The sequence below is a fragment of the Cupriavidus sp. 05N40 genome, assembly GCF_056397305.1.
In genome coordinates this window covers 1-22,231 of the sequence record NZ_JBFTND010000085.1, presented here as the reverse complement: position 1 = coordinate 22,231, position 22,231 = coordinate 1, and the positions used below count along the sequence as shown (strand labels likewise).

Sequence of the window (22,231 nt, the reverse complement as noted above, 5' to 3'; positions counted from 1 at the left end):
TGCCACCTACTTCTCCATTAACATATAAATAGTACTTCTCAAAACGATGTATTCCGGACCTGCTCGGTCCCGAGTGGCCCGAACGATCGTCATCGCTTGCTCGAACAACTGACTGTCGCGAGGACTCAGCCTAGTTGCAGGTGTCGGTTGGCTTCCTCCCGCACTACGTGCAACACATGGCGTTTTATAGCGTTGTATTCCTCATCCGCAAGCAGATCCTCTATATCTCTTTGCCTCTCGAAAGACAGGCGCACTTCCTCACGAATTGTTCCTGGGCAAGCGGACATCAGGAGCACCCGACTTCCCAGGATCAGTGCTTCATCAACATCGTGCGTGACAAACAAGACTGTTGTCCCGGTGCGCGACCAGATCTCGACCAGCAGCTCCTGCATCACCGTTCGCGTCTGAGCATCGAGCGCACCGAATGGCTCGTCCATGAGCAAGACCCGCGGCTTCATGATCCACGCGCGCGCCAGGGCTGCCCGCTGGCGCATGCCGCCTGATAGCTCCCAGGGCTTGGCGTTCTCATACGCGCCAAGCCCAACAAGCCGCAGGAACTCCTTCGCCTCAGGCAGGTACTGCTCCCTTCGGACGCCTGCCATGCGAGGGCCAAAGGTCACGTTGTCAATCACCGATAGCCAAGGGTACAGACACGGTTGCTGAAATACCATGCCACGCGCCGGTCCAGGTCCGACCACACGAGCACCATCGCAGAGCACTTCGCCCGTGATCGGAGATTCGAAACCCGCAACCAGGTTCAGGATGCTTGACTTCCCGCAACCGGAAGGACCAAGCAGTACGCCAAACTCACCTTGATTCAGCGTTAGGGATACGTTATCCAGTATGTTGGGCGCGTCACCTGACTTCCCCGCAGCGTAGTGAAAATTCACATTCAGCAGTTGAATCGCGTTCATCGCAGACTACTCCTTCCCAGCCCAAGGAACATAGCGTTGCTGTGCTCGCACAAGCATCCAATCCAAGGCGTACCCCAGACCGCCAAGGATCAGAATCCCAAGTATCACGACATCGGTTCGCAAGTATGAACTTGCGTTGACAATCATCCAGCCCACACCGGTCGTGGAAGCCACCATCTCTGCTGCGATAAGCGACGTCCAACCGATTCCCACGGCGATTCGGATACTGGTGAAAATATCTGGCAGACTGTTTGGCAGGATGACGTGAAGGAATACCTTTCGCTTGCTCAACCCTAGCGACCGAGCCACCCGAACGCGGGACCCAGGTATGTTCGCCACCGAGGCTGCCGAGCCCACCACGACGTTCAAGACGGTGGCAACGAAGATCAAGGCGAACTTCGACGATTCGCCGATGCCTAGCCAGACAATGGCAAGAGGTACCAGGGCAATCTTGGGCAGTGGCCTGAGGAATTGAACGAAGGGATCGAGCATTGCAGCCAGCACCCGGCTTTGTCCCATCGCGAGGCCAATTGGTACGCCCAGCGCCACCGCAGTTACGAAGGCAACTAGTGCGCGCCCGAGGCTGATTGCTATGTGCTGCCATAGCGGCACCTGTCCGTAGCCGTGCTCCCAGAGACCCCTTGCCGTGCCGATGATTTCGCTTGGCGCCGGCAAGAAGAGCGAGTCAGCCCATCCGAAAGTACCTGCGCACTGCCAGGCGGTGGCGACGCCAAGCACCGCCGCGATACTAATCAGTGCGCTTACATTTGATTTCATGATTCGTCCAGACTCAGCGAACTTGCTGCTGGGCGAGCCTGAGATAGGTTGGCTTGATGCTGCTAGCGAACGATGACGGGATATCCTGCCGCTTTACTTGCTCGATATCGGCCAGAAATTCTGCCGTCCTTCGCACCGCAAGGGAAAGCCCGGCACTGTCTGTATTTGACCCGTCGCCAAACCACGCCGGGGTCAACTGCTCCGTGATGGAGGGATACTGGTTGCCTGCGAGAGAGTTGCGAACAGCTGGCACCGAAGCACCCAACTCCTTCGAAATTGCCTCCGCAACCACTTCTGGTGTCTTCCGATAGATAGCAATCTGCTGCTCGTGGACAGTCAAGAGCTTTGCCACCAATTCCGGATACTTCGACGCAAAATCCTTGCTCACCGCATAGTTGTTATAGATCAGGTAGCCGTCTTTCTTGAGGTCCTTCGTGGCAAAGACCGCATGGCCACCTGCATCTTCCAGCGCAGAATTGAAGGGTGCCCATACATACCCTGCATCGATATCGCCACGGCGCCACGCCGCCACGAGTTCATCCGGACGCAGCGGAACAAACTTGATTTTGGTCCGATCGATCCCATGGACTTTGACGGCGGTATCCAGCGCATATTGAGCCGTGGAATTCGGCGGATATCCGACCGTCTTGCCTTCCAGATCCTTAAGCGTCTTGATGGAGTCTCGACCCACCAATCGTTCGTAGGTCGCAATTTCTGCAGAAACACCCACGATCTCGATGGGCAACTTGCGTATCACGGCGGAAACTGTAGGGCTGGATCCGAAATTTGCGATATCGATGCTCTTTGTGGCGAACAGATTTAATACGTCAGCACCCGTCGCGAATTGGATCCACTTCACCTTTGTCCCAAACGCCTTTTCCAGTGAATGGTCAACCTTGGCATTCACGATCAACTGTGCCCCACCGCTGTAGGCGACGCGCACCTCCTGCGGAATTGCCGATTGCGCGTGAGCGCCAAACATGCCAGCGGCAAGGCTAGCGGCTATTACAGCTTTGAGGGAGTCCAACATGGGCGTAACCTAGAATTGTGACGGCCCCAATCCTATGTTCCACCGGAGCCAACAGGAACTAAGTATTGAGGATATACATATCCGGATTTTCCACTCTTGCCGAGAGAAAACAGGATTTTCGGGAAGAGGTGCGCGCCTGGGCCGCGAGAGATCACCGCGAACGGTTGCCGCGCGACCGATCCGCTGCCTGCGTACACCTTGGCAACTGCGGCCAGCAGTTGCGCCGCGGGCAGCTAGCGCCGGCGGCCCGCGTTGACGGCCCGTCAAGCCCCGTTCACGCAGGAACGCATGCGTGGTGGGCGACACCGGCAGCGCCCCGAGCCTGGCCGCGCCACCATGTGTACAACCCCGCGGGATATGCCACCGTCGGCACGCCGCTGGGCGATGCGCCAAGCATGCGGCGCGATATCCCGGCCCGGCGGCTAAGCGTTACGGCTTGCCGCCATACTGTTTCTGCAGCTGCGCCAGCAGCGGCGAGCGCGGAACCAGGTCGAGCCGGGCTTCAAGCCCGACCAGCCAGCCCGAGCCGTGCAGGCGCTGCAGCACACGATCGACCGCCGCTGCCGTGTCCTTGTCGCCCTTGCGCACCCATGCCACCTGCGGCGCCGGATCGACCTCGTCGGGCAGCACGGCGTAGTCGCGCCACTCCGGATCCTTGGCCACCAACTGGCCCAGGGTCAGGCTCTCATGGACCGCGGCCACGCAGGACGCACCGCCGCGCAGCGCCAGCAGCGATTCCGGCATGCCTTTGAAGCCCTTGAGCTCGGCGCCGTAGGTGGCCGCCAGCGGCTTGGCATAGCTGCTGCCCTGCGACAGGCACACGGATTTGCCGCGCAGGTCTTCCCAGCGGCGAATACCGCTGCGCTTCAGGAAGATGGCGGTGCCGCCGTTGCGGTAGTAAGGGGTCGGCGCATAGTCCAGCAGCGTGGCGCGTTCCGGCGTCAGCAGCATGCTGGCAACGAGCAGGTCCACTTTGCCCTGCTGGAGGAACTGCACGCGGTTGGTGGGCAGCACCGGCACCAGCTCGGCCTGTACCGCCAGTTCACTGGCGATCTTGCGTGCCAGTTCCGGGTTGAAGCCGAAGGGCTTGCCGGTGCCCGGATCGATGGAGCCAAAGGCGCTGTTGCCGTTGATGATCACGCCGATGGTGATCTTGCCGCGCTCGCGGATCCGATCGAGTGTGGCGTCTGCCTTGGCGGCCGGCATCGCACCGCAGAGTGCGAGCGGCAGCACGGCAAGCGCCATGCGGCGCCCAAATCGGGGAGTGTGTTTCATCAGGAAGCCGGTTCAGGAACGATGAGGCGTGGGATCGTCGGCGAGCTGGTACAGGCAGTCGCCGCGTTGGGTCAGCGCCGGTACGCGCTTGCAGATGGCCAGCCCCGCCGCCGGAAAATACACGGTCACCGGCTCGCGCTCGGGCCGCTCGGGCGTGTGCAGCCGTGCCGCAGGTTGCCCCGCTTCGACACGCTCGCCGAGTTGCACGAGCGGCTCGAAGATGCCGTCGTCGTACGCGTAAACGTAGTGCCGCGTGCGATCCACCCGCAGCAGCCGCGTGTCATGCGGCGGCCCGGACGGCACCAGCGGTCCTTCCAGCGCTCCGATGTGCCCGAGCAGATGCAGCAGACCTTGCCAGGCGCTGCCGAGCACGGCGGCGTCCACAGTGCCCGCACCGCCCAGCTCGGTCAACAATCCCAGCACGCCGTTGCGACGTGCCGCGGCAAGCAGGCCGACCGGATTGGCGCTCTCGTTGACCAGGCTGTACGGCAGGCCGAATGCGGACACCGCGGCCAGCAGGCGCTGCTGGCGTGCCGGATCAGGCTCGGCCTGAGCAAACAGCGTCGCGCCATGGTACTGGAGCGAGCTGCCACCGGAATGCAGGTCGACCACCACGTCCACACGCGACAACAGGCTGCGCTCGATATAGTCCGCAATCACCTGCGTCGGCGTGCCGCGCGGATCGCCGGGAAAGCTGCGGTTCAGGTTGCCGCCATCCAGCGGTGAGGTCCGCAGGCCGGCTTGCGCGGCCGGGTAGTTCGCCATCGGCAGCAGGATCAGCCGGCCCCGCACCTGCTCGGGTGCAATTTCTCGGACCAGGCGGGAGACGAGGATCTGGCCCTCGTACTCGTCGCCGTGATTGCCGGCCATGACCAGCACGGCCGGTCCGTCGCCGTTGCCGATCGAGGCAATCGGAATGGGCAGCCAGCCGTAGGCCGAGCGATGCACCGAGTGCGGCAGGCGCAGGCAGCCGACCTGCTTGCCGGGGCGCTCGAAGTCGATTTCGCAATGGATCGGAGAGGCGATCGGGGGTTGGCGGTCAGCGCCCATCGCTCAGTCCGCCAACAACCGGACGCCGATGTCGGCTTCCCGCTCGTGCTGTGCAACACGCTCCGGCAACTGTCGTGCTTCGGCGATGAAAGCGGCCACGGCCGCGTGGCGCAGGCTGGCAACGTCGTTGCCTGACACTGCTGATAAGGAGAGATCTTGTCTGGTCATGCGCCGAATGTAACGCCGCCACCGCGCGGCGAGAAAGAAGGCTTTCGAGTATCGACATGAGGGCGGCTTCAATCGGGGCCGCCCGTGGCCCGGCGCGGGCCGCATATGCATACGCTCAAACATTCGTTGGTAGACGGCGGCCGGCTTCGTATGCTTGGTCGCCTGATCAGGCTCCGGTGCTTTCGCGCAAAGGACCCCCTGCAAGCTCCCCTCGCTGCTGGTTCCCACGCTGGACGAATCCGGCGCGCCGGACTTTGCCGTGGAGAGCTGGCAAGGACTGCTCGCGCCCGCAGCGGCCCGGCCCTCGTGGTCGACCGTATGAGCCGCGATGTGCCCGCGGTGCTGCACGCACCAGCGAGACACAGCCAGCTGGAAGATGCGGGCTATGTCGTGGTCGCCTCGTCGGCGCAGGAGCCCGTGCAACGCTGTCGCGCGACCTGCCCCGGTACGCCTCGGTGATCGCCGCATCCGGCATCGCCTTGCGCTGACCCGCACAACCAAACAATGACTGACATGACCCAAACCATCGACGCCCCCACCCTTCGCAACTGGCTGAACGATGGCCAGCCGTTCGCCCTGTTCGATGTACGCGAGCATGGCCAATACGGCGAAGGCCATCCCTTCTTCGCGGTGCCCCTGCCCTATAGCCGCCTTGAGCTGGAGGTCGGCCAGCTGGCACCGCGCCGTGCGGAACGCATCGTGCTGTTCGACGACGGTGACGAGGCGAATGCCGTGGCATCGCGCGCGGCGCGGCGCCTTGCCGGTCTTGGTTACCTGAACGTGACGGTACTCGACGGCGGCGCGCCCGCCTGGGCTGCCGCCGGTTACACCTTGTTCAAGGGAGTCAATGTCCCCTCGAAGACGTTTGGCGAGCTGGTCGAGCAGATCCAGCACACGCCCCGCCTGAGCGCCGACGACCTCGCCGCGCGCCGGGCTGCCGGCGAGAACTTCTTGCTGGTGGATGGCCGCACCGAGGAAGAACACCGCAAGATGACCATCCCCGGCGCTGTGAGCTGCCCCAACGGCGAGCTGGCGCTGCGGCTGCCCGCGCTTGTGCCGAATCCGAACATGCCGGTGGTGGTGCATTGCGCTGGGCGCACGCGCAGCATCGTGGGCGCGCAGACGCTGCTGAACCTGGGCTTGCCCAATGCGGTACTAGCGCTGGAGAATGGCACGCAAGGTTGGTACCTGGCGGGCCACGCGCTGGAACATGGCAGCGATCGCTTCGCTGTGGAGGTTCCGTCTGGCCCGGTACTCGCCGCGGCGCGCGAGCGCTCCGCCAAGCTGCTGCAGCGCCTTGGCCTGCCTTCGCTGTCGACTGCGCAAGCGCAGCAATGGCTGGACGATGCGCAACGCACCGCCTACCTGCTCGACATCCGTTCCGCGGACGAATTTGCCCTGCGCACGATCAAAGGTGCGGTGCATGCGCCCGGCGGGCAGTTGGTGCAGGCAACGGATCACTATATCGGTGTGCGCGGCAGCCGCGTCATCGTGTTCGACGATGACGGTGTGCGCGCGCCGGTGGTCGCCAGCTGGTTGCACCAGCTGGGCTTTGAGACGGCCGTGCTTGCCGATGGCGTGGACGCCGCGCTGCAGGTGCGCGCGTGGCCGAAGGCGGAGACAACATCCGCCCTGCCCGTGCTCGATGCCAACCTGCTGAAAGCACTGAGCATCGAAGCCCAGCGGCTGGCAGTCATCGACCTGCGCGAGAGCGCGGCATTCGAGCGAGGCCATGCCTCTGGCGCGGCCTGGTCGATCCGGCCGAGGCTACTGCAACAACTGCAGGAGCTTGGCGTGGCGCATGCCGAACCGGTGGTCCTGATCGCCAGCGAGCCAGGCGTAGCGGCACTTGCGGGAAAAGACCTGCTGGAGGCCGGCTATCGCCACGTGTACCGCACCGACGATGGCTATCGCACCTGGCAGTCGGCCGGACTCCCGGAAGCGCTTGCGCCGCAGCCGCTGCCGGCGCAGGCGCGCATCGATTACCTGTTCTTCGTGCACGACCGCCACGAAGGCAACCGGGACGCGGCCCGCGCCTACCTGGCGTGGGAAACCGGGTTGATCGCGCAGTGCGCGCCGGATGAGCTTGGTGTGTTCCGCATCGCCGCACCTGGGCGAGACGCACCCCAGCCAGCGGCGTCGGCAGTCTAGCGGCAGACCGGGCGGGCCGGCCGGCCCCTGCAGCCGTTTACGCCACCGCCACCTGGCCGCGCGCGCCCTTGTCGGTGATGGCGGGACGGATCGGCATTCAGGCGTGCGCTCGGCACCAGTGCGCGGGTCCTGCCGCCCAAACTCGAGCTTCTGGCCGCCAACGCATGGGAGGCCACCTGCCGCCCGCGCGCCACGCGCGACTGCGTGGTTTCCGGGTGGTCGTCATCGACCCATGGCCCGGCGCCGAACGCAATCACGGGCCGGCCAGCCCATGCGTTCCAGCGGGTGCGCCCCCCTTCCCCCGATTCGCGCGGCGTAACGCATAACGATAGTTGAAGCCGTTCGTTGCTCGGGCAGGCGCGACCTCGGAAGATTGCCGACTGCCTTGCTACGCCTTTCCGGCCTTCCCATTCGATGATCTCGCGCTCTCGCCACGCTTTGTCCGACTTCAGCGGACGCCTCCGGCGCGGCATCCCCCTGTATCCCAGAGCCGCATCGCGCTGACTGCCGCATTGACTCCGGCATTGACACCGGCATTGACTTCTTTCAACAAGAGAGACACCTCCCTCCTTCATGTCTTCGAACTCCAATTCCTCTTCCGTGGCGCACGACCCGCGCCTGCGTGTCGCTGTCGACGTCGGCGGCACCTTCACCGACGTGGTGCTGCTACGCGGTGCCGAGAAGCACACGCTCAAGGTGCTCACCACGCCGACGGCCCCTGAGCAAGCCGTGCTCGGCGGCGTCGAAGAAGTACTGCAACTGGCGAACGCTGGCTGGGCCGACGTCGACCTGCTGATCCTCGGCACCACGCTGGCCACCAACGCGCTGATCGAGCGCAAGGGTGCGCCCACCGCGCTGCTCACCACCCACGGTTTCCGCGACCTGGTGGAAATCGGTCTCGAAGACCGCTTCGCGCAGTACGACGTGTTTCTGGACAAGCCCGCGCCGCTGGTGCCGCGCCACTGGCGCCATGGCGTGGTCGAGCGCACGGATGCGGCCGGTCGCGTGATCACGCCGCTCGATGAAGCGCAGGTCGTCGAACTGGCCAGGCAGCTCCTGGCCGACGGCATCGAGAGCGTGGCCGTGTGCTTCCTGCACGGCTATGCCAATCCCGCGCACGAGCGCCGCGTGCGCGAACTGCTGCGCGAACATGCGCCGGGCCTGTGGGTGTCGCTGGCCTCCGACGTGTGCCCCGAAATCCGCGAGTACGAACGCCTGTCGACCATCAGCGCCAACGCCTACGTGCAGCCGCAGGTGGCTGGCTACCTGCGCCGCCTCCAGCAAGGGGCCACCGCGCGCGGCCTGCGTGCCGAGCCTTTCCTGATGACCTCGGGCGGTGCCATCACCACGCTGCAGGCGGGTATCGACGAGCCGGTGCGGCTGGTCGAATCCGGCCCCGCGGGCGGCGCGGTGCTCGCACGCCAGGTGGCCGAGCAGATCGGTGCCTCGCGCGCGCTCTCGTTCGATATGGGCGGCACCACGGCCAAGATCTGCTTTATCGACGACTACCAGCCGCAGATCAGCCGCAGCTTCGAGTTCGGCCGCGTGCACCGGCACCTGAAAGGCTCGGGCCTGCCCATTCGCATTCCGGTGATCGAGATGGTGGAGATCGGCGCGGGCGGCGGCTCCATTGCCCGCGTCAACCACCTCGGCGTGGTCCAGGTCGGCCCCGACAGCGCGGGCTCCTCGCCCGGCCCGGCCGCCTATGGCCTGGGCGGCCAGTTGCCCACCGTGACTGACGCGCACGCCGTACTCGGCACCATCGACCCGGCACGCTTCGCCGTGGGCAAGGTGGAACTCGACCCGCAGCGTGCGCGCGACGCGCTGCTGGAGGGCCTGACCGCGCAGACCGGCCTCAGCGTCGAGTCCGCCGCGCAGGCCGTGGTCGACATCGTCACCGAGAACATGGCCAACGCCGCGCGCGTGCATGCGAGCGAGCTCGGCAAGGTGGCGGAAGACAGCACGCTCATCGCCTTCGGCGGTGCCGCGCCGCTGCATGCCGCGTTGCTGGCGCGCAAGCTGGGCGTGGCGCGGCTGATTATTCCCAGGTCGGCCGGCGTGGGATCGGCACTCGGCTTCCTGTGGGCGCCGGTGGCCTACCAGACCGTGCGCAGCCTCGCACAGCGGCTCGATCGTATCGACCAAGGGGCCGTGGAAAAGCTGCTCGGCGAACTCACGGCCACCGCCGACGACGTGGTGCTGCGCGCCGCGCCCGGTGCCGCGCTGGTGCGCCATCGGCAGGCGTTCATGCGTTATGCGGGCCAAGGCCACGAGATTCCCGTCGAGCTGCCCGATGGCCCGTTCGATGCGGCCAGCAGCAAGGCGCTGCACCGGCGCTTCGAAGCACGCTATGCCGCGCTCTACGGCCGGAGCCTGCCACATATTGCGGCCGAGGTGGTGAGCTGGTCGGTCGCCGTGGAGGCCGGTGACCGCGCGGCGCCGGAGGCCGACGAGGTGGTCGCCGACACGCGCCGCGCCGAACCTTCAGGCTCGCGCCGCCTGTACGACGCCGACGCGGGCCAGTGGACCGACGTGCCCGTCTACGACCGCGCCGCGCTCGGCCCGGGCAAGTGGATCGAAGGCCCAGCGCTGGTGGTGGAAGACGAGACGACGACGCACGTCATTGCCGGTTTCGAGGCCCGCGTCAGCAAACTGGGCGCGCTGGTGCTAGACGACATCACCGTCGCGCAGCGGCACCACGCGCAGCCCGCCGAAGCGGAGGTCGTATGACCACCACTGCAGGCCGTCAGGCATTGCGCCACCAACTGGTCTGGAGCCGCCTGCTCGCCGTGGTCGAGGAACAGGCGCAAGCACTGATCCGCACCGCCTTCGGCACGCCGACGCGCGAGGCCGGCGATCTGTCGGCGGGCGTGTTCCTGCCCGACGGACGCATGATCGCGCAGGCCGTGACCGGCACGCCGGGCCACGTCAACTCCATGGCCGACTCGGTGCTGCACTTTTTGCGCGCCTTTCCGGTCGACACCATGCGCGAAGGCGATGTCTTCGTCACCAACGACCCGTGGAAAGGAACGGGCCACCTCTTCGACGTGGTCATGGTGACGCCGGTGTTCCATGGCGAAGGCGACACGAAGCGCCCCGTGGCGCTCTTCGCCTCCACCGTGCACGTGGTCGACATCGGCGGCGTCAACGCCGGGCCGGATGCGCTGGAGATCTTCCACGAGGGCCTGTTCCTGCCGCCGCTGCGCTTCGTGAGCCAGGGTGTGGTCGAGGAAGCGGTGCTGGACATCGTGCGCGCCAACGTGCGCGAGCCCGGCCAGGTAGAGGGCGACTTCCATGCGCTGGTGGCCTGCAATGCGGTGGGCGCGGTACGGCTGCGGCAAATGCTGCAAGAGTTCGGGCTGGCCGACCTCCAGGTGCAGGGCGACTACATCATCGAGCGCTCGCGGCTGGCCATGCGCGAGGCATTGCGCGAATGGCCCAGGGGCACGTGGCGCAACCACATGACGGTAGACGGCTACGACATGCCGCTGGAGCTGCATGCGGCCGTCACCATATCGGACGACGGCATCCTGGTCGACTTCGCAGGCACCTCGGCCAGCATTGCCCGCGGCATCAACGTGCCCAAGGCTTATACCGATGCGTATACCTCCTTTGGCATCCGCTGCCTGGTGGGCGCCGACGTGCCCAACAACTCGGGCTCGCTCGCGCCCATTCGCGTGGTGGCGCCAGAAGGCTCCATCGTGAATGCGCTGCCGCCCGCCGCTGTCGCCGCGCGGGCGGCCATCGGCCAGATGCTGCCCGACCTGGTATTCGGCGCGCTGCGACAGGCGCGACCCGACCGCGTGCCGGCCGAAGGCGCATCGTCGCTCTGGAACATCCGCCTGTTCGGCGGGCAGCCAATCGAGGGCGGGCCGAACGAGGCGTTGCGGCGCGCACAGCGTTTCAACATCGTGAGCTTTTCCACCGGCGGCACCGGGGCACGGCCGGGCAAGGACGGTCTTTCGGCCACGGCCTACCCGAGCGGCGTGCGCAACGTGTCGCTGGAAATCCTCGAGACGCAGGCGCCGCTGCTGTTCCGCCGCAAGGAGTACCGGCCCGACTCGGGCGGCGTCGGCGCGTCGCGCGGCGGCCTAGGCCAGGTCATCGAGATCGAGAACGCCGACGGCGACCCGATGGTGTTGTCCGCCACCTGGGACCGCGTGCGCTTTCCCGCGCGCGGCGCGCTCGGCGGCGGCGACGGTGCGCCCGGCGCCGCGCGGCTCAAGCTTTCGGGGACTGCGCTGCGCGGCAAGGGCCGGCAGGTCATTCCCGCCGGCGAAGTGCTGGTGGTCGAGACCCCCGGCGGCGCGGGGCTGGGCGACCCTGAAGCGCGCGACCCGGCACTGGTCGCACGAGACCTGACGGCCGGTCTTGTCACGAAGACCGTGGCCACTCCTACCAAAGATCCAGCAGGAACCGTTGCATGAGCAAGACTCCCACTCCCAAGGCGCTGGCCGGTAACCAGCTCATCCGCAACCAGCTTGCCTGGAACCGGCTGCTCTCCGTGGTCGAGGAACAGGCGCAGGTGCTGATCCACACCGCCTTCGGCACCTCCACGCGCGAGGCCGGCGACCTGTCGGCGGGTGTATTCCTGCCCGACGGCCGGATGATCGCGCAGGCCGTGACCGGCACGCCGGGCCACGTCAACTCGATGGCCGAATCGGTCAAGCACTTCCTGCAGCGCTTTCCCATCGACACGATGGCAGATGGCGACGTGTTCCTCACCAACGATCCCTGGAAAGGCACCGGTCACCTGTTCGACATGACGATGGTCACGCCCATCTTCCATGGCGAGGGCGACAGGAAGCGTCCCGTGGCGCTGTTCGCCTCCACGTTGCACGTGGTCGACATCGGCGGCATCGGATCCAGCCCCGACGGGTTGGAAATCTACCACGAGGGCCTGTTCCTGCCCATCCTGCGCTTCGTGCGCCAGGGCACGGTGGACCCGGCCGTACGCGCCATCATCCGCGCAAACGTGCGCGACCCGGAGCAGGTCGAAGGCGACCTGTTCGCGCTGGTCGCATGCAACGAGGTCGGCGGCCGGCGGCTGCGCACGCTGCTGCGCGAGTTCAAGCTGGCCGATCTCGAGACGCTGGGCGACTTCGTCATCGCGCGCTCGGCCCACGCCATGCGCGAAGCACTGCGCGACTGGCCGCGCGGCACCTGGCACCACACCCTGGTGGCCGACGGCTACGACGCGCCAATCACGCTGCAGGTGTCGGTGACCATTGCCGACGACGGCATCACGGTCGACTACGCCGGCACCTCGGGCAGCGTGGCGCGCGGCATCAACGTGCCCAAGGCCTACACCGACGCCTATACCTCCTTCGGGATCCGCTGCCTGGTGGGTGCGGACGTGCCGAACAATGCCGGCTCCCTCGCACCCATTCGCGTGGAAGCGCCCGCGGGCTGCATCCTGAACGCGCTGCATCCCGCCGCCGTGACGGCGCGCCATGTGGTCGGGCAGTTGCTGCCCGACGCCGTGTTCGGCGCGCTGCGCCAGGCCCGGCCCGACCGCGTGCCGGCCGAAGGCGCCTCGTCGCTATGGAACCTGCAACTGGTCGGCGGTGAAGTGCTGGCGGGCACCAGCCAGGCCGACGCCGAGGCCGTGCGCCGCGGCGCGCGCTTCAACGTCATCAGCTTTTCCACCGGCGGCACCGGCGCACGGCCCGGCAAGGACGGGCTATCCGTCACCGCCTACCCAAGCGGCGTGCGCAACGTCTCGCTTGAGATCCTGGAGACGCAGGCTCCGATCGTCTTCGAGCGCAAGGAATTCCGCGCCGACTCCGGCGGTACCGGCGCTGCGCGCGGCGGCCTGGGCCAGGTGATCGAGGTGCGGCATGCGCAGGAAGACGCCGCCATGCTGATCGCGGCAGCCTTCGACCGCGTGGCCAACCCCGCGCGTGGCGCGCTCGGCGGTGGCGACGGCGCACCGGGCCGGCTGCGCCTGGCCTCGGGCGCCACGCTGCGCGCCAAGGGCCGGCAGATTGTGCCGGCGGGCGACCGCCTGATCGTCGAGACGCCCGGCGGCGGCGGCCTTGGTGATCCTGCAAAGCGCGACCCCGCGCTGGTGGCACGCGACCTTCGTGAACGGTTGGTATCGCCCGATGTCTCGGCGGCGCATGCCGATGGCGCGCCGGCCGACCCCGTCAACCCGTGACCTTACCCTTTCCCTGACCCTGTTTTCCACACCATGTTCCTCTCGAACCCATCATTCCCTCTTCGCGGCACCCTCCTCGCCGCGCTGCTTGCCGTGGGCGTTGCCGCCCACGCCGCTCCGCCCAACCACAGCGGCACCCTCACGCTGCTATCGACCAGCGAGCCGACCGCGCTCGTCACCATCGGCAATGTCGCCACGCCCATCCTGAGCGTGAGCGCCAAGGTCACCGAAGGCCTGCTGAAGTACGACTACGACGTCAACCCGCAGCCGCAGCTGGCCACGAAGTGGGCGATCAGCCCCGACGGCCTGAACTACACGTTCACGCTGCGCCACGGCGTGAAATGGCATGACGGCAAGGACTTCACCTCGGCCGACGTCGCCTATTCCATCGAACTGCTGAAGAAGATCCACCCGCGCGGGCGCAACACCTTCGCCAACCTCACGGCCATCGACACGCCCGACAAGTACACCGCCATCCTGCGGCTGTCGAAGCCCGCGCCGTACCTGATCCGTGCGCTCGTCGCGACCGAGACGCCCATCGTGCCCAAGCACATCTACGAGGGATCCGACCCGGCCAGCAACCGGAACAACAACGCGCCCATCGGCACGGGCCCGTTCAAGTTCAAGGAATGGGTGCGCGGCAGCCATATCGTGTACGAGCGCAACCCGGACTACTGGGACAAGCCAAAGCCCTTCGTCGACCAGCTGATCGTGCGTTTCATCACCGACCCTGCCGCCGCTGCCGTGGCCTTCGAGACGGGCACGGTCGACCTGGGCTACCGCACGCCCGTGCCGCTGGCCGACCTGGATCGCCTGAAGAAGGTGCCCTCGCTGCGCTTCGAGACCAAGGGCAACAGCTACTCGTCGAACGTGACGCGGCTGGAGTTCAACCTCGACAACGAATACTTCAAGAACGAGAAGGTGCGCCAGGCCGTCGCCCACGCGGTGGACCGCAACGTGATCGTGAAGGTCGTCAACTACGGCTACGGCCAGGTGAGCTACTCGCCGATCGCGCCCGGCCTCAAGGCCTTCCACGACCCGGCGCGCTCGCCCTACCCCCTCGACGTGAACAAGGCCAATGCATTGCTTGACGAAGCGGGCTACCCGAAGAAGGCGGGCGTGCGGTTCAGCGTGCCGCTGGACTTCAACCCCATCAGCGCCGATGGCCAGCGCCTGGCGGACTACCTGCGCGCGGCGCTGGCGCGCGTGGGCATCGCGGTGACGGTGCGCGCGCAAGACCCGAGCGCTTTCATCAAGCGCATCTACACGGACCGCGACTTCGTCTTCACCACCAATGGCGCGAGCAACCTGTTCGATCCGACCGTGGGCGTGCAGCGGCTGTACTGGTCGAAGAACTTCATCAAGGGCGTGCCCTTCTCCAACGGCACGCACTACCAGAACCCGGTGGTGGACAAGCTGCTGGAGAATGCGGCCGTGGAAAACGACCCGGCCAAGCGCGTGAAGCTCTTCAAGGCGTTCCAGGACACCGTGGCGCGCGACGTGCCCGACCTGAACCTCTACCAGCCGCTGTTCATCACCATCGCCAACCAGCGCGTGCATGACCATTCGCTGACGGCGGATGGCGTGGAGTCGAACCTGGCGGATGTGTGGGTGGACGAGCCGAAGAAGTAGGCGGGAGCGCCGTGGGTGCGCTGGCCGGCTAAGCCAGGGCACCCGGCATCCGTCCGGGATCGGGGTGCATCGCCCGCCGCACCGAGAAGCTCAGGCGGCCTTGCGCTGCTCCGCCCCCGGCACGGCCGCGATCAGGCTGCGCGTGTACGGGTGCCGCGGCTGGTCCCAGATGTCGCGGTGGCTGCCGGTCTCCACGATCTGGCCCTTGTTCATCACCATCACGCGATCGGCGATGTAGCGTACCACCGAGAGGTCGTGCGAGATGAACAGGTACGAGAGCCCGAAGTCTTCCTTCAGCTCCACCAGCAGGTTCAGGATCTGCGCCTGCACCGACACGTCGAGTGCCGACACGGGCTCGTCGAGCACCACCAGCGATGGCCGCAGCACCAGGGCGCGCGCGATGCCGATGCGCTGGCGCTGCCCGCCCGAGAACTCGTTGGGGAAGCGGCGCCCCGCGTCGGCCGGCAGGCCCACGCGCTCCAGGATGGCCGCGATGCGGTTGCGGCGCTCGGCGCGGTCGGCCACGCCGTGCACCTTGAGCACCGCTTCGAGGATATCGAACACGCTGCGCCGCGGATTCAGCGAGGCATACGGATCCTGGAACACCATCTGCACCCGGCGACGCCAGGGTTTGAGCGCCTTCTCCGACAGCGACGCGATGTCGGTGCCGTCGAACACGATGCGGCCCGACGTCGGGTTCACGAGGCGCAGCAGCGTGCGCGAGAGTGTCGACTTGCCGCAGCCCGACTCACCCACGAGCCCCACGGTCTCGCCCGCACGGATGTCGAAGGACACGCCGTCCACCGCATGTAGCACGCCGCCGCCGCGCTTCGGGTAATCGGTGCGCAACTCCCGCACGGACAGCAGGGGCTCGCCGGCCGCGGCTGCTGTACGTGCAGGCTCTGAGGCCCTGGGAGCAGGTACGTGCAGCGCGAAGTCGCGCACGCCAGTGACCGGGTCGAGGCGTGTGTGGATCTCCGGCAGGCGCGCATCGGCGTAATGCAACGCACTGCCCGCGTGCAGCGAGGCGCCAAGCAGGCCCCTGGTGTAGGCGTGCGACGGTGCGTCGAACAATGTGGAGGTCGGCGCGTCCTCGACCTTCTCGCCGCCGTACATCACAGCCACGCGATCGGCCCATTGCGCGACCAGGCCCAGGTCGTGCGTGATGAGTAGCAGCGCCATGTCGAGTTCGCGGCGCAGGCCGGCGAGCAGTTCGAGGATCTGTGCCTGGATGGTCACGTCCAGCGCGGTGGTCGGCTCGTCGGCCACCAGCAGGCGCGGCTTGCAGGCCACGGCCATGGCGATCATGACGCGCTGTCGCTGTCCGCCCGACAGGTTGTGCGGATGGTCGTCGATGCGCTGGTGCGGCTCGGGAATGCGCACGAGGTCGAGCAGTTCGATCGCGCGCTTGCGGGCGGCCAGGGCCGAGAGCTTTTCATGCCTGCGCAAGGTCTCCTCGATCTGCGCGCCGATGGTGTGCACCGGATTCAGCGATGTCATCGGCTCCTGGAAGATCATCGCGATCTCCCGGCCGCGCACTTCGCGCAACTGGGCCGCAGACAGCGCAAGGATGTCGCGCCCGTCGAAGTGGATGTTGCCGCGGAGCACCGTACCGGGCGCGAGCAGGCGAAGTAGCGCGAGCGCGGTGGTTGACTTTCCGCAACCGGACTCGCCCACCAGCGCAAGCCTCTCGCCACGCTGCAACGTCAGGTCGAGACCACGAACGGCCCGGATGGGACCGTCCGATCCGTGGAAGAAAACATCGAGGCCGCGCACGTCGAGCAGCGGCGGCTTGGCGGTGGCTTGATCTAGTACCATTTCAGTGGCGCCCCCTCAACCGAGGATTGAACGCATCGTTGAGCCCGTCGCCCACGAGGTTGAGCGCCAGCACCGTCAACACGATGGCCGCACCCGGCAACGCCGTGAGATACCACGCCGTGCGCAGCAGCTGCCGGCCCTGCCCGATCATGCTGCCCCACGACACCGCATTCGGGTCGCCCATGCCGAGGAAGGACAGCGCCGACTCGATGAGGATGGCGCTCGCCACCAGCACCGACGTCGTCACGATCACCGGTGGCAACGCATTGGGCAGCATCTCCTGGAAAATGATGCGGGCATGGCTGAAACCCTGGCTGCGGGCGGCGAGCACGAACTCTGTTTCGCGCAACGCACGGAACTCGGCACGCACCAGCCTCGCGATCACCGGCCACGAAGCCAGGCCGATGGCGAACACGATCATCGGGACCGAGGGCTGGCCGATAGCCACCACCACGATCACGAACAGGAACGACGGCATGGTCTGGAACAGCTCCGTGATGCGCACCAGCACGTCGTCGATGCGGCCACCGAAATAGCCGGCGGTGGCGCCCAGGAGCACGCCGATCACCACGCTCAGCACCGCGGCCACCACGCCCACCGCGAGCGACACGCGCGCACCGTGCGCAATGCCCGCGATGACGTCGCGGCCCAGCGAATCGCTGCCGAGCGGATATGCCGCGTCCCGGCCCGGCCACAGCAGCGGTGGCGCGACCATGTCGAGCGGGTCGCCCGGGTAGAGCAGCGGCGCGACCAGCGCCAGTACGAGCATGAACAGGAGCAGCACCACGCCCGCCACGGCGGCGGGGTTGCGCAGAAAAGCGCGCAGCGCGGCATGGCGGCTGGAGACAGGTCTGGCATCGGCCGCGGCCCTGGCGACTGGGGCGGCAGCGGGTTCAGGACCACGGGCCGCCACGGGCACCGGCGGAAGTGCCGGCGGAAGTGCCGGCGGATGGGCGATCGCGGAATCGGATGGGAAAGGTGTGGACATCGAGAGCTTTGAAAGCCTGGAATTTCGGAAAGAAAGAAGGGGCTGACGGGACCTCTCAGCGCACCTGAATGCGCGGGTCCAGCCATGCCTGCAACAGGTCGACCAGCATGTTGGACACGATGACCAGCAGCGACGACATCAGCAACACGCCAAGCAGCACCGTGTAGTCGCGCCCCGCCACCGAGTCGAAGGCCAGCCGCCCCAGTCCGGGCCAGCTGAACACGGTCTCGACCACCACCGCGCCGCCCAGCAGCGTGCCGAAGTGCATCCCGGCCACCGTGGTGACCGGAATCAGCGCGTTGCGCAGGATGTGGCGCAGGTTGACGGTCCACGGGTGCAGCCCCTTGGCCTGTGCGGTGCGCACGAAGTCCTGACGCGCTACCTCGAGCATCGCGGCGCGCGTGAGCCGGGAGAAGATTGCGATATAGAAGCCCGCCATGGCCAGCGCCGGCAGCACCAGGTGCCGCGCCACGTCGACCACATGGGTCCAGCCCGTGTAGCCCGCGCCGATGCTCTCGCTGCCGCCTGTCGGCAGCCAGCCCAGGTGCACCGAGAACAGCACGATGGCCATCAGGCCCAGCCAGAAGCCCGGCGTGGAATACAGCAGCAGCGCCAGCACGGAAAGCGTGCGGTCCTGCCAGCGGCCCACGCGCGTGGACATCACCGTGCCCGCGGTAATACCGATGGCCAGGGCAAACCCCAGCGCCGAGACCATCAGCAGCAGCGTGTTGCCAAGCCGCGCGCCGATCAGCGACAACACCGGCATGTTGTAGCGTGGCGAAACGCCGAGGCTGAGGTGCGCCAGGTTGTTCAGATAGGCGACCAGTTGCTGGGCCACGGGCAGGTCGAGCCYGAAGTGCGCGCGCAGCTGCGCCATGCTCTCCGCCGTGGCCGAGCCCGACTCTGCCGCCACAACATCGGCGGCGTCACCAGGAATCCATTGCATCAGGATGAAATTGACAAGGATCACACCGATGACGGTCGGCACGGCCTGCCATGCCGTGCGCACCAGCGTGCGACCCGCATTGCGCAGGTTCATGACGCCGCCGCCTCGGTCGGCCTGACAAGGCGGATGCCCAAGTCGCCTTCGCCTTTGCGTTCGACTTGTGCCACCAGGCCGATGCCCCAGTCCAGGTATTGCTGGTAGCCGGCATCGCGCCTGGTCAGGTCGGTGTTCGCGCGTAGGCTGCGGCAGTGGTCGTCATCGCAGGTCAGCGCATCTTGGGCGCCTGTGACCAAAGACGGGTGCGGGGCAACCGTGGTTAGGGCGACAACGCGGAGAAAAGCGTCGATGGCGCGCATTTGAGCGCCGGCAATATCGTTACCCGCGGTTTCCACGGGGAGGCAGGAGAGGCTCATGAGGGGCTGTCTGGGGAGGAATGCAAATCTGACAGACTAAGGCGGTCACCGCGCGCGCCCAACGAACTTTATCGTCTACGCATATCCGGTTTGCTTCGTTGAGCACGCGCGGGCGCGTACTACCTTTGCAGGCCGCGGAATCGAATGGAAGGGACTTCCCCGTCCCGAGGTCGCGGCGGAAGCCACCAGTTGGCACCGAAGTGCCATGATGGCTGCAACACAACCAGAGACGGGGAAGTCCATGACTATCGTTACCGTTGGCATGGGCAATGGCAGTGTGAGGGCAAGGTGCGCACCTGGTGGCACAGCGCGTGGTGGATCTGTCGCCAATGCCGGGCGGGCTGGAGACCAACGGTCGCAATTTCTGCTTGGCGCCCGGGTACAACCGTTATGATCACGGGTGGATTTTTCCGGAGCCTCTAGCCTCGATCCAACCTTTTCAACGAAATACATACGACGCGCCCTTTCGCCTGGTCCATGAGATGCCGGTGGTCAAGAAAACGGGTGATCCGGCCGATAGAACACTGTTGGACAGCTAACGGGTTAAGTAGAACAAGAGGGAGGGATGCAACAGTGGGTAGATGCCAGCGACCATGAGCGGCGCATCCCGGATCTGAGGCACGAAGAGCTAAGCCTTCATTCCGAGATCGCGAACATCGACAGAAAGCTGGTTGGCAGTCCGACCGCCGTCAGTCTCGCGTTGCGGGACGCCCGGAGGCGTGAGTTCGCCGTAGTCGAAGCAAAACTGAACGCCGTTGGCGGAGCGGCAAAATCGCAGACCGCAACGGACAGAAGATAAAAGAACGGAAGAGCAATGTCAGACGGATTCCATGTACACGGTGCCCACGACCACGTGCTTGAGCACGCGGCGGAAGTCGGTCACACCGACGGTTTTTCAGGTCGTATCGCTGTGATGACAGCGATCTTGTCGACGGCCGGGGCAGTTTTCGGCTATCAGGGCGGAGCGACCCAGAACGAAGCGCTTCTTCTGAAGAACGAAGCCGCCATTCACAAGACCGAAGCCGCCAATCAATGGGCCTACTACCAGGCGAAAGGACAGAAGCAGGCCATTGCTGAACTGACCGCACAGCTGCCCGGCGTGGATCAAGCCGCCGCCAAACGGGAAGCGCTGCGCTACGCGTCGGAGAAAGAGCAAGTCCGGCAGAAAGCAGAGGCGCAAGAGCGGGCCGCCAAGGACGCGGACGAGGCCAGTGAGACAGCCGTGCATCATCATCACCGCTGGGCCCAGGCCGTGGTTGCCATTCAGGTTTCTATTGCCTTGGCGGCGATCACGCTGCTCACGCGGCGCCGGTGGTTGCAGGTGGCATCGTRCGGGATAGGCGCGGTTGGCGGTGTGCTCGCTGTCCTTTCAATGCTCCACGTCTAGGCAAACATGAAAACGACAAGCAAACAGCTCGGCTGGATTGTCCGCAGCGGAGACTATCTCTGCCCAAAGGGCCATCCCTCTTGGCTCGGGAAGAGCCTGGCATCCCACAGGCACAGGCGCTGAGACCTGAATTCGGGATGCTGGGGATTGATCCGAGCGTTCCAATCGAGCGGCGCGGCTATGTAACAGATATGTGATCCATGGTCATCTTCATGCCGGCTTGACTTCGGTCTGCATATTTTGCGGCTAAGCCGGCGCATTACGCCACGCCGTGCGTTAAGACGAACCGCTGACCAAGCGCGGCGGCACACTCACTGGCGTCCGCAAACTACCCTCCTTCACGCAGACTTGCTATACTTGTACAAGTTCCAGTACGAGTTATCCAAGGAGGGCGGTATGCGCACCATCCATTTCTCCGACGCCCGCAGCAACCTGAAGGCAGTCATGGACCAGGCCATCGACGACCACGACGCTGTCCTCATCACGCGCCGGGACGCGCCGAACGTGGTCATCATGTCGCAAGAGCAGTACGACAGCTGGATGGAAACGATGCACTTGCTCAGCTCGCCGGCTAACGCCGCGCGCCTGCTGCGTTCGATTCAGCAGCACCGCGCTGGCATGGCCGAGAAGCACGACCTGATCGACCCGGCCAGTGAATGACGCGCCAGCTGACCTTTATGCCCGACGCTTGGGAAGACTATGTCTATTGGCAGGGCCAAGACAAGAAAAGGCTCAAGCGCATCAACGCCCTAATCCAAGACGCCCAACGCGAACCGTTCGACGGGCTCGGCAAGCCCGAGCCGCTGAAAGGCAACCTGTCGGGCTACTGGTCGCGGCGCATCGACGACAGCAACCGCCTAGTGTATTTCGCCAACGACGATGAACTGACCATTATCGCTTGTCGGCTTCACTATGGCGACAAGTGAGCCTTAGAGGTTCTGATGCGAACTTCATCGCAGCAGCGACCGACCAATTCCGCCATCGAGAGATTTTGGTCTGCATAATAGTTATCAAATTACAAAGCAAGAAGTGTAATTTAAAGCACCTGCGACAAGGCTTCCCAAGTCGCGCGGGGCTGGATTCCTGGCAGCACCCACTCCGCCAATAAGGCAACGGCTATCGTGCCTTACCGCCTCCTCCTGCGTTGCTGCGTTACGATTATCCGAGCGCCGCTCGCTAAGGGACCCCGTGCTTATTCGAGTGGACGGGATACGCAACGGCGGTATCCGGCCATCCACGGACCGCTCGACCTCGGAAGTGCCCGTTCGCTCAACGCGCGTCGAAGGGCCGCAGTGGGTCGGCTTCGGAAAACTGCACGGTCCCTTGCACAGGGGTTGAATCCGGGCTAGGTTGGAACAGCCGTCATGCGCCGGCGGGGGCAGATATGGTGCGATTTGCACTTCTACCGAGGTTGCTGGCCTTTGCGGCCATGCTGTTCGGACCAGCGCTGCTTGCCCAGCAGAGGCCATCGATGCCGCTCATACTGACATCCCCCGCGTTTGCCCAAGGCGGGGAGATTCCC

The 22,231-nt window shown here is 65.7% G+C and carries 18 protein-coding genes; 8 read left to right on the top strand and 10 right to left on the bottom strand.

Translation table 11 applies throughout. The annotated features are described in order from the left end of the window. Positions 1-125: 125 nt before the first annotated feature. The 6 genes from AC1DO7_RS20375 to AC1DO7_RS20350 form a co-directional block, all read right to left on the bottom strand. Positions 126-914 carry an ABC transporter ATP-binding protein gene (locus AC1DO7_RS20375; protein ID WP_441622764.1) on the bottom strand — a complete coding sequence of 263 codons (789 nt, stop codon included), beginning with the start codon at positions 912-914 and terminating at the stop codon, positions 126-128. A gap of 6 nt (positions 915-920) precedes the next feature. Further along, positions 921-1,691, bottom strand: a complete 771-nt coding sequence (locus tag AC1DO7_RS20370; RefSeq protein ID WP_441622763.1) for an ABC transporter permease — start codon at positions 1,689-1,691, stop codon at positions 921-923. A 13-nt stretch (positions 1,692-1,704) separates the two neighbouring features. Continuing rightward, positions 1,705-2,721: a taurine ABC transporter substrate-binding protein gene (locus AC1DO7_RS20365; protein ID WP_441622761.1), complete on the bottom strand. Its 1,017-nt coding sequence runs from the start codon at positions 2,719-2,721 to the stop codon at positions 1,705-1,707. Positions 2,722-3,150: 429 nt separating this feature from the next. Continuing rightward, complete coding sequence (locus AC1DO7_RS20360) at positions 3,151-3,996, bottom strand: transporter substrate-binding domain-containing protein (RefSeq protein ID WP_441622759.1); 846 nt, start codon at positions 3,994-3,996, stop codon at positions 3,151-3,153. Positions 3,997-4,008: 12 nt separating this feature from the next. After that, positions 4,009-5,046 (bottom strand): succinylglutamate desuccinylase/aspartoacylase family protein, encoded by a 1,038-nt coding sequence (locus tag AC1DO7_RS20355; RefSeq protein WP_441622757.1) that lies wholly within the window; start codon positions 5,044-5,046, stop codon positions 4,009-4,011. Positions 5,047-5,049: 3 nt separating this feature from the next. Further along, complete coding sequence (locus AC1DO7_RS20350; RefSeq protein ID WP_441622755.1) at positions 5,050-5,214, bottom strand: hypothetical protein; 165 nt, start codon at positions 5,212-5,214, stop codon at positions 5,050-5,052. A 504-nt stretch (positions 5,215-5,718) separates the two neighbouring features. On the opposite strand from AC1DO7_RS20350, the gene AC1DO7_RS20345 reads away from it, so the two are divergent. The 5 genes from AC1DO7_RS20345 (at position 5,719) to AC1DO7_RS20325 (ending at position 15,157) form a co-directional block, all read left to right on the top strand. Then, on the top strand, positions 5,719-7,365 hold the full coding sequence (locus AC1DO7_RS20345; protein ID WP_441622753.1) for a rhodanese-like domain-containing protein: 1,647 nt from the start codon (positions 5,719-5,721) through the stop codon (positions 7,363-7,365). A gap of 573 nt (positions 7,366-7,938) precedes the next feature. Continuing rightward, positions 7,939-10,095, top strand: coding sequence for a hydantoinase/oxoprolinase family protein (locus tag AC1DO7_RS20340; protein WP_441643579.1), 2,157 nt, complete (start codon positions 7,939-7,941; stop codon positions 10,093-10,095). Beyond that, complete coding sequence (locus AC1DO7_RS20335; RefSeq protein WP_441622750.1) at positions 10,092-11,792, top strand: hydantoinase B/oxoprolinase family protein; 1,701 nt, start codon at positions 10,092-10,094, stop codon at positions 11,790-11,792. The genes AC1DO7_RS20340 and AC1DO7_RS20335 overlap by 4 nt, the downstream gene beginning before the upstream one ends. Then, positions 11,789-13,525 (top strand): hydantoinase B/oxoprolinase family protein, encoded by a 1,737-nt coding sequence (locus AC1DO7_RS20330; RefSeq protein ID WP_441622748.1) that lies wholly within the window; start codon positions 11,789-11,791, stop codon positions 13,523-13,525. The genes AC1DO7_RS20335 and AC1DO7_RS20330 overlap by 4 nt, the downstream gene beginning before the upstream one ends. 33 nt (positions 13,526-13,558) lie before the next feature. Further along, the gene (locus AC1DO7_RS20325) at positions 13,559-15,157 is read left to right on the top strand and encodes an ABC transporter substrate-binding protein (protein WP_441622746.1); all 1,599 of its coding nucleotides are present in this window, start codon (positions 13,559-13,561) and stop codon (positions 15,155-15,157) included. 90 nt (positions 15,158-15,247) lie between these two features. Here AC1DO7_RS20325 and AC1DO7_RS20320 read toward each other — a convergent pair whose 3' ends face one another. The 4 genes from AC1DO7_RS20320 to AC1DO7_RS20305 are packed head-to-tail and all read right to left on the bottom strand — an operon-like array spanning position 15,248 to position 19,322. Further along, positions 15,248-16,975, bottom strand: coding sequence for an ABC transporter ATP-binding protein (locus AC1DO7_RS20320; RefSeq protein WP_441650140.1), 1,728 nt, complete (start codon positions 16,973-16,975; stop codon positions 15,248-15,250). Between the two features lies 1 nt (position 16,976). Beyond that, positions 16,977-17,963, bottom strand: a complete 987-nt coding sequence (locus AC1DO7_RS20315; protein WP_441643577.1) for an ABC transporter permease — start codon at positions 17,961-17,963, stop codon at positions 16,977-16,979. A gap of 55 nt (positions 17,964-18,018) precedes the next feature. Beyond that, complete coding sequence (locus AC1DO7_RS20310) at positions 18,019-19,002, bottom strand: ABC transporter permease (RefSeq protein WP_477116508.1); 984 nt, start codon at positions 19,000-19,002, stop codon at positions 18,019-18,021. Further along, positions 18,999-19,322 carry a hypothetical protein gene (locus AC1DO7_RS20305; RefSeq protein WP_441622740.1) on the bottom strand — a complete coding sequence of 108 codons (324 nt, stop codon included), beginning with the start codon at positions 19,320-19,322 and terminating at the stop codon, positions 18,999-19,001. The genes AC1DO7_RS20310 and AC1DO7_RS20305 overlap by 4 nt, the downstream gene beginning before the upstream one ends. A gap of 814 nt (positions 19,323-20,136) precedes the next feature. Between AC1DO7_RS20305 and AC1DO7_RS20300 the strand changes: the two genes are divergently transcribed. The 3 genes from AC1DO7_RS20300 (at position 20,137) to AC1DO7_RS20290 (ending at position 21,635) form a co-directional block, all read left to right on the top strand. Continuing rightward, positions 20,137-20,709 (top strand): DUF4337 domain-containing protein, encoded by a 573-nt coding sequence (locus tag AC1DO7_RS20300; protein WP_477116507.1) that lies wholly within the window; start codon positions 20,137-20,139, stop codon positions 20,707-20,709. A gap of 396 nt (positions 20,710-21,105) precedes the next feature. Next, positions 21,106-21,369 carry a type II toxin-antitoxin system Phd/YefM family antitoxin gene (locus AC1DO7_RS20295; protein ID WP_441622736.1) on the top strand — a complete coding sequence of 88 codons (264 nt, stop codon included), beginning with the start codon at positions 21,106-21,108 and terminating at the stop codon, positions 21,367-21,369. Next, positions 21,366-21,635, top strand: a complete 270-nt coding sequence (locus AC1DO7_RS20290; protein WP_441622734.1) for a Txe/YoeB family addiction module toxin — start codon at positions 21,366-21,368, stop codon at positions 21,633-21,635. Before AC1DO7_RS20295 ends, AC1DO7_RS20290 begins: the two co-directional genes overlap by 4 nt. The last annotated feature ends 596 nt before the right edge of the window (positions 21,636-22,231 follow it).

Coding starts and splice junctions, on each gene's coding strand:
- AC1DO7_RS20375 (WP_441622764.1), bottom strand. CDS start 914: ATGAACGCGATTCAACTGCTGAATGTGAATTTTCACTACGCTGCGGGG.
- AC1DO7_RS20370 (WP_441622763.1), bottom strand. CDS start 1,691: ATGAAATCAAATGTAAGCGCACTGATTAGTATCGCGGCGGTGCTTGGC.
- AC1DO7_RS20365 (WP_441622761.1), bottom strand. CDS start 2,721: ATGTTGGACTCCCTCAAAGCTGTAATAGCCGCTAGCCTTGCCGCTGGC.
- AC1DO7_RS20360 (WP_441622759.1), bottom strand. CDS start 3,996: ATGAAACACACTCCCCGATTTGGGCGCCGCATGGCGCTTGCCGTGCTG.
- AC1DO7_RS20355 (WP_441622757.1), bottom strand. CDS start 5,046: ATGGGCGCTGACCGCCAACCCCCGATCGCCTCTCCGATCCATTGCGAA.
- AC1DO7_RS20350 (WP_441622755.1), bottom strand. CDS start 5,214: ATGACCAGACAAGATCTCTCCTTATCAGCAGTGTCAGGCAACGACGTT.
- AC1DO7_RS20345 (WP_441622753.1), top strand. CDS start 5,719: ATGACTGACATGACCCAAACCATCGACGCCCCCACCCTTCGCAACTGG.
- AC1DO7_RS20340 (WP_441643579.1), top strand. CDS start 7,939: ATGTCTTCGAACTCCAATTCCTCTTCCGTGGCGCACGACCCGCGCCTG.
- AC1DO7_RS20335 (WP_441622750.1), top strand. CDS start 10,092: ATGACCACCACTGCAGGCCGTCAGGCATTGCGCCACCAACTGGTCTGG.
- AC1DO7_RS20330 (WP_441622748.1), top strand. CDS start 11,789: ATGAGCAAGACTCCCACTCCCAAGGCGCTGGCCGGTAACCAGCTCATC.
- AC1DO7_RS20325 (WP_441622746.1), top strand. CDS start 13,559: ATGTTCCTCTCGAACCCATCATTCCCTCTTCGCGGCACCCTCCTCGCC.
- AC1DO7_RS20320 (WP_441650140.1), bottom strand. CDS start 16,975: ATGGTACTAGATCAAGCCACCGCCAAGCCGCCGCTGCTCGACGTGCGC.
- AC1DO7_RS20315 (WP_441643577.1), bottom strand. CDS start 17,963: ATGTCCACACCTTTCCCATCCGATTCCGCGATCGCCCATCCGCCGGCA.
- AC1DO7_RS20305 (WP_441622740.1), bottom strand. CDS start 19,322: ATGAGCCTCTCCTGCCTCCCCGTGGAAACCGCGGGTAACGATATTGCC.
- AC1DO7_RS20295 (WP_441622736.1), top strand. CDS start 21,106: ATGCGCACCATCCATTTCTCCGACGCCCGCAGCAACCTGAAGGCAGTC.
- AC1DO7_RS20290 (WP_441622734.1), top strand. CDS start 21,366: ATGACGCGCCAGCTGACCTTTATGCCCGACGCTTGGGAAGACTATGTC.